General features: G+C 44.2%; 10 protein-coding genes. All 10 read right to left on the reverse strand.

Annotation, left to right across the window (positions count from 1 at the left end):
* Positions 1–11: 11 nt before the first annotated feature.
* On the reverse strand, positions 12–1,946 hold the full coding sequence (locus LZD49_RS17385; RefSeq protein ID WP_234668845.1) for a glycosyltransferase family 2 protein: 1,935 nt from the start codon (positions 1,944–1,946) through the stop codon (positions 12–14).
* A 73-nt stretch (positions 1,947–2,019) separates the two neighbouring features.
* A complete protein-coding gene (locus tag LZD49_RS17390; RefSeq protein ID WP_234668846.1) occupies positions 2,020–2,745 on the reverse strand; it encodes a hypothetical protein in 726 nt (241 codons plus the stop codon).
* A gap of 10 nt (positions 2,746–2,755) precedes the next feature.
* The gene (locus LZD49_RS17395; RefSeq protein WP_234668847.1) at positions 2,756–5,014 is read right to left on the reverse strand and encodes a peptidase domain-containing ABC transporter; all 2,259 of its coding nucleotides are present in this window, start codon (positions 5,012–5,014) and stop codon (positions 2,756–2,758) included.
* A 13-nt stretch (positions 5,015–5,027) separates the two neighbouring features.
* Positions 5,028–7,424 (reverse strand): TonB-dependent receptor domain-containing protein, encoded by a 2,397-nt coding sequence (locus LZD49_RS17400; protein ID WP_234668848.1) that lies wholly within the window; start codon positions 7,422–7,424, stop codon positions 5,028–5,030.
* 26 nt (positions 7,425–7,450) lie between these two features.
* A complete protein-coding gene (locus LZD49_RS17405) occupies positions 7,451–8,473 on the reverse strand; it encodes a 2OG-Fe(II) oxygenase (protein ID WP_234668849.1) in 1,023 nt (340 codons plus the stop codon).
* A gap of 11 nt (positions 8,474–8,484) precedes the next feature.
* On the reverse strand, positions 8,485–9,471 hold the full coding sequence (locus LZD49_RS17410) for a hypothetical protein (RefSeq protein WP_234668850.1): 987 nt from the start codon (positions 9,469–9,471) through the stop codon (positions 8,485–8,487).
* A gap of 51 nt (positions 9,472–9,522) precedes the next feature.
* A complete protein-coding gene (locus tag LZD49_RS17415) occupies positions 9,523–10,896 on the reverse strand; it encodes a radical SAM/SPASM domain-containing protein (protein ID WP_234668851.1) in 1,374 nt (457 codons plus the stop codon).
* A gap of 130 nt (positions 10,897–11,026) precedes the next feature.
* Positions 11,027–11,185: a hypothetical protein gene (locus LZD49_RS17420; protein WP_234668852.1), complete on the reverse strand. Its 159-nt coding sequence runs from the start codon at positions 11,183–11,185 to the stop codon at positions 11,027–11,029.
* Positions 11,186–11,250: 65 nt separating this feature from the next.
* Complete coding sequence (locus tag LZD49_RS17425; RefSeq protein ID WP_234668853.1) at positions 11,251–11,409, reverse strand: hypothetical protein; 159 nt, start codon at positions 11,407–11,409, stop codon at positions 11,251–11,253.
* 116 nt (positions 11,410–11,525) lie between these two features.
* The gene (locus LZD49_RS17430; RefSeq protein ID WP_234668854.1) at positions 11,526–11,696 is read right to left on the reverse strand and encodes a hypothetical protein; all 171 of its coding nucleotides are present in this window, start codon (positions 11,694–11,696) and stop codon (positions 11,526–11,528) included.
* Positions 11,697–11,938 lie beyond the last annotated feature (242 nt).

Below are 11,938 nucleotides of genomic sequence, written 5' to 3' on the forward strand. Positions count from 1 at the left end.
CCGGGCATGACTTATGCTGCTGTAAGATCAATCAAAACACTTTGCCGATTTGCATCCGTTGCAGCATTCAGCAACAGCTCGGGGGAGCCGCTGGCATATTTTCTTCTGATTACCCGCTTGAAAAAATCAACCAGTCCATGAACATGATGCTCAAAGGAAAAATGGCTCTTGCTATCCCAACAGTTCTCTCTGGTTCGTCGCATTTGCGCTTGATTCCTTAAACGTTCGCCCAGGTCTTCAAAAGATTCGAAGAAAACACCAATTCCCAGTTTGCCGGTAATCGACTGAGAGGCGACCGTATGCTTCGAATTGTCACGCTGAATCATTGGCAGGCCCGCAGCCGCCAGTGTGGACATCCTCGCCGGGTAATTCAGGTCCAGCCATTCGGCTTTCATCAATTCTCCAAAATTCGAACTTTCAAACACATGCAGCCAGCCGGCATCATACTTTGAAAATTCGGCTGTCCATTCGTCCGGCGTACAATTATGGTAAATGTGCAGGTGATCGGGTGCTAATGCATAGGCCTTATCCAGCCAATTTTTATAGGATCTATGATGATAATCTCCATAAAAATGCAGGTGAATGTCCTGGGCTGCCAACCTCTGAATGTCCTCCGGTTGAATTCCGAATGGTCGTCCCGGCACCACTGTATGCACTCCACCCACCGACTCGGACAGTAATTCCGATCTTTGGTCTTTAAAATAGTATCCGGGCGGCAAGTCTCCATCCAGAATATGTGCTAACGGCTCTTTGGCAAACATTAGGAATTGCTCGAACCACAACCGGGTCTCCTCGTTAATATAAATTTGCCCGTCAGATTTTTGATAAAGCTCAACTAGCTGGTTCCAGGTACCTTGCTGTCGGCAATAAAACGGACTTTCCTTGAAATGCCAGACAAAGGGGATACCCGGATTTTGAACCAGAACCTCATGCGCTAACGGAACCGCCGAGAAATTTAAAAGTCCATAGATCACATCCGGCTTAATTTCCTTCACTCTTTCCTTCCAGTTTGACTTGGGTATATCTTCGACATTTCCGAACGGGAGCGGGCCGATCGTGTTATAAAAAAACGGCTTGTCTATCCACAAACCATATAGCTTGTGTCCCATCCTTTCGAGCGCGCAAATTCTTTGTGCATTATATGCGAGTTCGCCCACCAGCAAAATTTTCAGCGGCTCACCATCCAGATTTACCACATTATCTTCCAGCATCGGGTAATCCCTGAATTCGTCCACATAGCTTCCGCTCTGCGATTCGAAACGAATCCGGTGCTTTACATGATAGTATTCCTTATAACGGTAAATCCCTCCACCCACGAATTCATTGAAAAACTGGTGCCTCTGGAGCGGGTGCGAAACCCATTCGGCCGTAATTTTTGACGTAGCTACAAAATTCCCGAGCGGATTGAGCTTATCCCAATACATCTTGCCCAGGTCAGCCGTCGTTAACTGCGCTCTCTCTACCCACCTCAAATCGACTTTACGGTGCATCACCTGAACCAGTTGCAGGGAGCGTTCGGGCACCATTGCCAGGGATGTTCTACCCTGGCTGTAATGTCCCGTGTCGCGATAATTGTATTTAATACCTGAATAGGCAAGAATGGCATCAGGGTTGTCATGCAATGCTTCCCGCAGCGAATACAAATGATCCTCAAAATAAACATCATCTGCCGGCAAATATGCGATTGTATCGTACCTCGCATGCCCGATCCCTTTATTCAGGCTAAATCCTAAACCTTCGTTTCTTTCATTTTTAAAATAGGAGATCCTATCGTCTTCCAGGCGAAAAAGGTTGATAACATCTTCGATCTGATCCGAGGAACCATCATTGACAACAATAATTTCCCAGTTGTCGAAAGTTTGCTTTTGAACACTCCGGATGGCCCTGCCTATGAACAAAGCCTGGTTATACACCGGAATAATCACGGAAATCTTTTCTTCGCTCATATTTCTCTATTTCAGAAGACACTGACGCTATGTATTATACGAAAGCAATCGAGGGGTAACGGAGACCATCAGGCTACCTAGTTTGCGAGTGAAATATTCTTTGCAGCACACTCCTGTTATTGGTAAGTATCTCCGCCTTCCCGGAAAACCTCGGCTGGTCGGGCACGCTGTACTGGATATTGGTGACAAGCCCGTTGTCCAGCTTCACATATACCCGATAAGAACCTTCGATTTTAACAGGAACGATATTGACTATTTTTCCTTCCAGATAACCGAATTCACTGCGCGGGTACTCATCCAGACTTATTTGAACACGCTGGCCTTCCCGCACCTTCCCCGACTGGTTAATCGACAAAAGCAGTACGATATTATAACCGGTTATTTTCTGGGTAATCCATATGGTCTGCTTCTCTGCATTGTTCTTGTATCCCTTGGTCAGAAATACCCGCCCGGCAAACGGGCTGATGGTTACATGACGCTCGTGCGACTTCAAATCTTCTTCGATTAGCAGCGTATCTCCCTTGCTAATCAACTGATTCTCTCGCACTTTTCTGGTGTAGAAGACATTGTCCTCTGACTGAAACCAGCTCACCTTATAGGGTTGCTCATCCGCAATGAGTTCCGATTCGGCCAATATCACATCCGGGTACCGAATGTAATGGGAGACGAGAAGGACACACATCAGTAAGAATAACGCTACTGTAATTCCCCAGCGAACAATCCGATTCGGGATAATCCCGATAATCTCCTGGATGTCCTCGCTCGGTTTTTCAAATTGCATGGATAGTTCCTTTGCCATAGCCAAGAAGTCAAGCAGCGCCTAGTTCCAACTGATTTTTAACCAATTCATAATAAAATCCTCTCGCACGCGAAAGCTGCGTATGCGAACCTATCTCCGCTATCTCTCCATTATTCAAAACAATAATCTGATCGGCATTTTTGACTGTGCTCAACCGATGCGCGATGATCACTACTGTTCTTCCTTTGAAAAATGCATTCAGGTTCTCCATGATAATTTTCTCATTATTCGCATCGAGAGCGCTCGTCGCCTCGTCAAAAAATAGATATTCCGGATCTTTGTAAACCGACCTGGCTATGAACAAGCGCTGTCGTTGGCCACCGCTGATCCCTGCTCCGGTGTTACCAATTTTGGTGGTAAAACCTAGCGGCAATCTTTTGATGTACTCTTCAATATTGGCAACACGAATAGATTTCATCATCCTGCCTTCATCTATTTGCTTCCCATCAACTGCTATATTCCGCGCAATAGTGTCGGAGAAAATGTATCCATCCTGCATCACCGTGCCACACTGTTCTCTCCATCTGGCTGCGGATATCTCCGCTATATCCTTTCCGTCAATGGTGATCTCTCCTTCCTGAATCGGATAGAATTTCAGGAACAATTTCAATAATGTCGTCTTTCCACTCCCGCTGGAACCTACAATGGCAGTTACCTTACCTTTCGGAATGTGCAGATTTATGTTTTTCAGCACGTTCGCAGATCCGGGAGCTCCGTATCGAAACGACACATTTCTAAAAACAATCCCGTCATTGAATGACCGATCAAATATATTGAGCTCCGGAATTCCCTGCTCGCCCTCCTGTCTCCTGTTCCAATAAAATTCCTCGTTTAATTCCTCATTAGGTTTGTTATGTATTTCACCGAGCCGGTCAAGACTCATTTTTGCATCCTGTATCTTCTTAACAAAGTCCATGATTTGATTCAATGGCCCATTCATCTGCCCGATGATATAGGAAATGCCGAGCATTGCACCCAACGTTATCTGGTTGTCCAAAACCAGTTTAGCAGCCACAAACGAAATAAGGATATTCTTTAACTGTGTAAAGAAGGAGGCTCCCATTTCCTGGTATTGTTCCAGGCTAAGGCTTTTGATATTGATCTTAAAAAGCTTAGCCTGAATCTTTTCCCATTCCCATCGGCGCGCTTGCTCGCAGTTGTTAAGCTTTATTTCCTGCATTCCCGTGATCAACTCATAGATCGAATTTTGGTTTTCTCTCAATCTTTGAAACCGGAGGTAATCCAGGTTCTTGCGCTGTTTCAGGAAAATAAACACCCAGCTGATTGATATAATGCTGCCAATAAGAAATATGCTAAGCAGTCTGACATCATACATGGCCAGCACAACGGAAAAGACTATCAGGTTGATAAAAGAAAACAAAGTAGTAAGCGAAGATCCCGTTAGGAATTCTTCTATCCTATGGTGGTCACTGATCCTCTGGGAAATGTCGCCAATATTTTTTGACTCAAAGAAGTTGATAGGCAATTTCATCAGCTTTGTCAAAAAATTAGACACAATTGAAACACTAAGCCGCGTATTGACATGGAGCAATACCCAGTTTCGGATCATATCTACTCCGATATTACCAAGGAACAGAAGAAGCTGAGAAAACAGAATGAGGTAAATGAAGTCAACATTACGCATTTGGATGCCATAGTCGACCAAGCTTTGCGTAAGAAATGGGAACAGCATACTTACCATGCTTCCAAACAACATTCCCAATATAACCTGGAAAAGATATTTTGAATACGGCGACAAATATTGAAATAGGAACCCGAATCCCGATGGGACTGTTTTTAGTTCCTCTGTGCCACTATAGAATTCCGGCGTAGGTTCCAGCAGCAGCGCTACTCCGCGCTCGTCGGCAGTACCTGCCCAGCATTTCATTAAGGTTTCTTTGTCCACATTCACCATGCCGTGCCCGGGATCTGCAATCAGATGGACTATTTCCTTGCTGAATATGTTTTTCTTCCTGGTCTCATACAAAACGACAAAGTGCTCCTGATTCCAATGTAAAATACACGGCAGCGGCACTTCCTCCACCAGCTTTTTGTAATTCAGCTTAATTGGCAATGTCTTCATGCCAATTTTTTCCGCGGCCCGGCTGATTCCATTCAGGTTTACGCCGTTGCGCGTAATGTACATGTTGGAGCGAAAAAAATCCAGGGAGTACATCTTACCGTAAAATGCAGAGATCATTTTCATGCAAGTCGGTCCGCAATCCATGTAGTCGAGTTGGCGGTAATATTTATATTTTGCACCAAACATAATAAGCTGATTTCTAGTTTCTTGCCCTGTTTTCCTCGTCTGCTCCGCTGCTTCTCCGCTCGTTTCTTCTAAATATGGACTTCCCAAATTTATAAGTGACTTGCAGCTTGGCACTTCTGTTGTCGTAAGTCTGGTAAATACGTGATTTGAAGTTTTCCAGGTTCGCGCTGATTTTGGGATTGCCGGTAAAGAAAATGTCATCCACTACCAGCTGCGCATTTAAATTGCCATGAAAAAACGATTTCTGGATCGCAAAATTAATCTGGTAAGATGAACCCACGTCATAGATAAAGTTTTTGTATTTCCCATTGTATTGATAAGATATTTCAAATGTAAAATCCTTCGTTAAAGAAAGTACGTTACTTCCTTCAAAGGAAAACGCTGCCTGCCTTACCTTGTGAATGGTTCCTACGTAAGGAACATCCTGTTTCACATAATAGACACTTAAATAGTTTTGCATTTTCCACCATTTGGTGATATCGACAGGATAGCTGACATCCCAGGAAAAGTTTTCCAAATTGCCGGTATTCTCCCGGGTATACAATGTGACATTGGTCGATGAGTCCAGGTATGGTATTTGCGAAACGATATCAACGTCCTTACGATAACTAAGCGTTGTGCTTATATCATTGTATGAGTAGGAAACGTTAGCCGTATTAGTAATTGTCGGCAACAAAAACGGGTTTCCTTCGGTGTACATAAAGGGGCTTACATACCATCGAAATGGGTTTAAATAATAAAATGACGGCCTCTGAATTCTTCTGCTATAAGCAAAAGATAACAGCGATTTGTCGTTGATCTGGTATCCCAGCTTTGCGTTCGGCAACAGTTTCAGGTATTCACGCTCAATCGCTTTATTGTCGCTCGACGAACTCCCTGTCGTTTTTGTGTTTTCTGCACGCAAACCAGCCTGGATATTAAATTTATCCCCCAACGAAGTTGCGTAGGAAATGTAGCCTGCGAGGATATCTTCGTGGTACTTAAACTCGTTGCTCCGCCTTGCGTCTCCGACCCATGTCCCACTCTGCGACAATGTGTCGAATTTCAGGTTGTTGTAACTATAAGTTTGGGCAATTTTGGAACCGACCTCTACCTTGCCCTTGGCAATAGGAAAAGTGTAATCGATCTGCCCGGACTTTATTTTGATGCGGGAATCAGCATCGTTTCTAAGGCGACCGGTCAATTGATTTTCGGAATAATCGCTTATATCCTGGTTTTGTCCGGACTTATAATCCGCATATGATGCATCAATACTTAACTGCTGCTTCTTTTTGAATTCTCCCCTGTAACTCGCGTTAACCGAGCGGTTATCGTTGTCAGAATGTTGAAAATTTTCCGTCAACACAGAACTAAGCGCATTCTCACTACCTGTATTAACCAGTCTGGTCAGGGTTGTATTGGGGTTACTTGCGATACTATTAAACCCTTTATAGAGTAAGCCAATGGTCTGCTTTGCTGCTATCGCGTACTCGGTTCCAATCTGGTAGCTATGTGCCTGATTGTCCCTTGGAACAATGAGCAGCGATTTCAATTGCTTTTTGTCGTCTTCAACAAACTGGGTTCCCCAGTTTTTATATATCTGTCGATTACGATTGAACCAGTAAGTACCGAAAAAACTGATTTTTTTCGCCTTGTAGTTGGCGGTCACACCCGACCCTCCCGAGTTGAAGGAATTTCTCATGGCATAAGCGGAAACATTTCCGCTCCAACCCAAATTTTTGTCTCTTTTCAGTTTAATATTAATAACACCTTTGTATTCCCCGTCATACCTTGCCGACGGGCTTTCGATTATCTCTATTGACTCTATCTGGTCCTGTGCCAGGCTATTGAGGTAGTTAGCCAGCTCCTCGCTACTCATAGGTACCGGCTTACCGTCAATGAGTACAACAGGAGTTATATTGTTCCTCAATGTTATCCCCCCTGAGGAACCTACCCTAATGCCCGGGGACCTTTTCAGGATATCGGTAGCATTGATGGATGTTTTAAACAAGCTGTTGGAGCTAACGTTAATGATCGTTTTATCGAACTGCCTTTCAAAGGCAGGTTTTTCTCCCTTGACCACAACTTCATTTAACAGCTTTTGATCTGAGACCATTGAAATCTCGGATAAGTCGAGCGTTACGCCTGGCGCATCGAACACTAACGGCCCTCTGTATACTTTTTTATATTCAATGGATGAAACCTCCAGAATATAAGCGCCGGTTGCTGCCACAGGTAACTCGAAGTGTCCCGTGCTGTCTGTTATATCTCCCTTAACAAAAGATGAATCGGCAGATGAAAACAGGGTAACGGTTGCAAAAGCGACCCCGTTTGAAGTCCCTTCCTGCACCGCTTTTCCCTTAATAATCCCGGTTTGTCCCTGGGCCAACCCCGCATATAGCAACATTGCCCATAAAAGTAGATTTTTCATAAATACCGGATTTTTTGTAAATATCATTAGTAACCGTTTTCTATTACAGGCCTGTTTTTGACCCAGATATTACACGCGTATTTTATGCCTTTCTTTACGGGTAAACCCGCGTGCAGGGAATATTGAATCACATTCCCGTCGATATCCTCATTTAAGAAGTGCAGGGCTTTGCCTCTGTCTGGCGTAATTTTCAGCATGAGCTCCGGAAAATAAGTTTCTCCTCCGGTGAAATCATCATTGAGATACACCAGCAGCGTATGTCTGCGGTTCAATTTGTTGTTGGAATCCCAATGGGGAAAGAATTGCTGCCCTTCTGCATATCTTACACATTGCAGCCCTTCAATGTGTGAGATGGGAACCCTTAAGAAATCCGCCGCTCTGGTTCTCAGAGTTTCATACAGCCGCATCTCGGCGGGTGACAAATTGATGCTGTAACTGGTACGCGTATCGTCAATCTTAGCAACGCCGGCGCCATCCAGTATCATACTTTTACGATAATCGTTTCTTGACTCGCTAAAATCTATAATTTCCTTACATTCCTCCTCGCTGAAGAAGTCGGGAATTTGCGTAATGGATTCCGATTTATATTTCTGCATTTCAAGCAGTTCAGGGTCTTCGTCGTCAATAGCGTCAACAGATTTCTCCGCCGCGCCGGCCACCACCACGACCCCGGTCCATTTATTCATAAAATCGGTATATGATTCAACCACATCTCCGAGGTCGGGAATGTACTGGATGACTTCCTCACTGGTTATGCTTTTGACGAGATTGAAATGGTTGGCTCCCTTACCGTCGACAAGGTTGGCAATAAAAGGCGGGTCCAGATGCCCTAGCAGCTCTGGTTTCACCTTTATAGCTGAACTGGTGAGACTGGAGAAATTCAGGACATTGGTAATGTCATGTAAAGAGATAACCGGATACTTCACACATGACCTGAGTTGTTCTCTTAGGCGGGTCCGATTAGCCTTAACACCCTTCGCTTCAATATATTGTTGAAGCGAAAGCATACTGGGACAGTATCTGGAAGCAGTTTCAGGTGCAATTTTCATAAGTCAACGCGTTATGGTTCAATGTATGTAAAGCAGGCAAGTTTATGTTTTTGAGAAACTTTCAGCCTTTTGCCATAGGAAACCAGGTTTTCGTATACCGACGAATCATAATTGAAAGTCTTTCGCAAAATGTCGGTGACATTAACCATGAGCGCCAATTTCAAAATATCGAATCTTGCTGGCGTTGTCGTGATAAAATCGACAGCGGAGGTAACGAAACTTTCATCCGGCATTCCTGATAAGAGCATATTTTTCAATTTTATCCAGCGGCTCAACGGTTCGCAGGCGGCTAAGCCGGGCACAAGGTCGAGCGAATTTCCAAAAGCAGATTGATGAAGTGTATCTTGCTGTTGAGTTGGCGGTAGCAGCTCTCCCGCAGTTTCGAGGGCGAGCTGCAAGATCATGTCCGACCTCAACGAATAAGGTGTCTGGCGCAGGGCGTCGATCGACCAATCGGAACCCAATTGCGGTATTCTCTCCTGTGCCAGATAATTTAATGCCTCAGATATAATCCAGCTTCCATGTTCGAACTGTTTACGCTTGAAGTACATTCTCGCAAGGTTATGCAGCTGCTGAACGCGGTGACATTCCACCATAAAAAACCCTTGTTCGATCAGTGGGTTACAACCGGCAATGGATTCCATCAGGAGTCGCTCCGCAAGCTGGTATTCATATTTTTTATAGTAGAAATATGCTTTCACCGGCAATGCATGAAGGCCGAGGAGCTGAGCTGTGAGAGAATTCAAAGGGAAATGCGCGCCTGCTTGCTCAGCGTCGGCGATGGAGGCGTTTGCAAGTTCCAGATCGTTTTTTCGGGCCTCTGCCAGCGCCTTTTCGTAGTTGCTGGCGATTGACGATAATACCCTTCTTTGCTCCTCGTCGAGCTTTCGGCTGATCAGGGTATTCAACAGGTCACCAAAGTTTCCGCTCTGAAACACCTCCTGATTACTGGCTGGCGAGCCCGGTATAGCCTCCGAAATGTATTGCCTGTCGTTCATAAAAAAACCTTTAGATCGTTCAATCAAACGCTGCTGATCTTCCCTCACTCATTAATCAGCGAAAACCTCAACGCCGCCCTTGCTCAATGCATAGGACAATACAAGCTTCTCTTTGACATTAAACTTATTGCTCGGACAAGCTACTAGCCCTTCTCTCCAGGATTTCGGGCAGCCACCACCGCATACAGGAAGCATTTTGCACGAAGAACAAGGATATTCTTGGTTGCTTATTTCATCATTAAAACTTAGCAACGGACGATATTTCGAAATCGTGGACAGACCATTGTTGACGTTACCCAAAACATAATTAGTGTCCGCATACGTGTCCACATAAGGCGTTTCTGTGCAATCGAAAACATTTCCGAACGCATCAAAAACCTCCGAATCCGGGGTAACCGAGATACACACAACAGGCTGTAAACCGGGAAGCAAACCTGGTTTGAAGCCATGCTGGTATTGGCTAAGAATCCAGTCGATTTCCTTCTTCGCAAAATCTTCCTTTTCATGAGAAAGCAAATGCGCTTCATTTCCCCAGGAGTGAATTCGAGCGACATAGAAATAGTCTATTTTGTCCTGTAAATTGTACGAAGCCAACAACTTAATCAATGGCACCACGCCCTCCTCATTGCGCTCGTCAACGTTACATCTGATTGAAATTGTGCATCCAAGTTCTTTAAAATCGGGACGATTAAATATCGCCAGCAAATTTCTCATGATTAAATCAAATGTGCTCAATCCGGCTTTCGTATGTCGCCGTGCATCATGAAATTCCGCTGTTCCATCCAGGGTAACTTCTATTTTATTGACACCGTGTTTCTTGACGAGTTCAAGGAAGATGTGTTCTTTAAGGCTCAAACCATTTGTAACAACCAGGGCTGAGTAGGTGCAATTGTGCCTTTCAGCCATGTCCTTTAATTTGGGCGACATTTCCCTGATCTGCGACAACCCTACAAGTGGTTCCGAACCAAACCATGAAATGGAAACGTGGCTGTAATTCTTATATCCGAATTTACCTTCAATTCTTTCTAATATCCTATCGCTGGCACTTTGGTCCAGGTAATTCTTGGTGTGTTTTTGGCCGCAATAGCCACAGCCCAATTGGCACATTGCTGTGGGCTGAATAACATGATTCAACGTCGCACCTTGATCGACCCTCAATTGGTGTCGTCCTATAACAGTTTGCAGCTCGTCATCCTCAGCCGGCACTATGGCCTCCATATTAACCAACCTGGAGAAAATATCTGACGGTATTTCATCCCAGGAAGCATTTATCAATTTGTCGTATAAATTGTTCTGTATCACCATCACCCGCGCGGTTCTGGTCGCCAGCATCACACGCTTGTTGAGCAAACCATTCGCGCTTTCCAGCGTATCTGTTACGACTAAATAGTTTGATAATTTGTAATCAGCAATTGTCGGTTCCATATTTCCGCTGGCTATACACTATTTAACTTGACAATTATTATCTATTCAATTCCAGATGCTTTGCGGATCTGCATTATTGTTGGCCTGAACAAAATTGAAATCTTTTTGCCCAGGCCAACAATACTAATGGCTAGGTACAGGCGTCATTGGATGTGCAGCCACTGTTTTTGGGAGCACAACCAAGGTTAATTCCGCCGTCCAGCTCTTCAAGGTCCTCAGCGCTCAACTCGTCCATATTGGAAGTGTCCAACTCCTTCAACTTGTTTAAAATCTTTTTTAGATCAGCCATGTTAGTCTTGTTTCAATGTAGTATAACAATAAACTCTGTCACAAAATAAGATGTACATTCAGGCATTAGGTGCAAGCTGTATTGGATGTACACCCGCTGTTTTGCGGAGCACAACCTACGTTAATTCCACCTTCCAGTTCTTCAAGCTCCTCAGAGCTGATTTCTTCGAGGTTTTTGTCGTTTTCGTCTTTTAACTTGTTCAGAACTTTTTTCAAATCAGCCATGATCTTAATGTTTTAATGTAATATCCTTTTTTACAATGCTTACAGACTGTTTCATCCCGTGCAGGCTATCTGCTCATGGCAGCCTTAATAAAGCGGGGTACAAGCTACGTTGACTATCAGCGAGGTGTACAACTTGAGTTAATCGGGCACCCTTTGTTTTCCGGGCATCCACTGTTGTTGTCACCACCGTGAAGCTCGGCTGCCTCGTCGTCGGAAATTTGCTCGAATCCATCTCCGTCAGCATCCTGGCTTTGCAGCTTGCTGAGGATCTTTTTCAAATCTGCCATTTGTAGTAAAATTTAAGTGAAAGAAAAATGTAAACTATGTTGAACTAATTAGTCCTGCTCTGGGAGCCGGCAGACAGCCAGCTATAAAATTCGTCAATGGGATAGCCGAAATGAAAAACTTTCGACATCATTGGAAAAACACCCAATATCTTCGACAAACCATATTAGATGTTCGACAAAATACTATTCACGAGAAATTACCATTGGAATATTTGGGAAGTAATATCTTGCATTTCTATCTG

Origin of the sequence: Dyadobacter sp. CY261, assembly GCF_021440085.1 — a bacterium.
Classification (GTDB): Bacteria; Bacteroidota; Bacteroidia; order Cytophagales; family Spirosomataceae; genus Dyadobacter.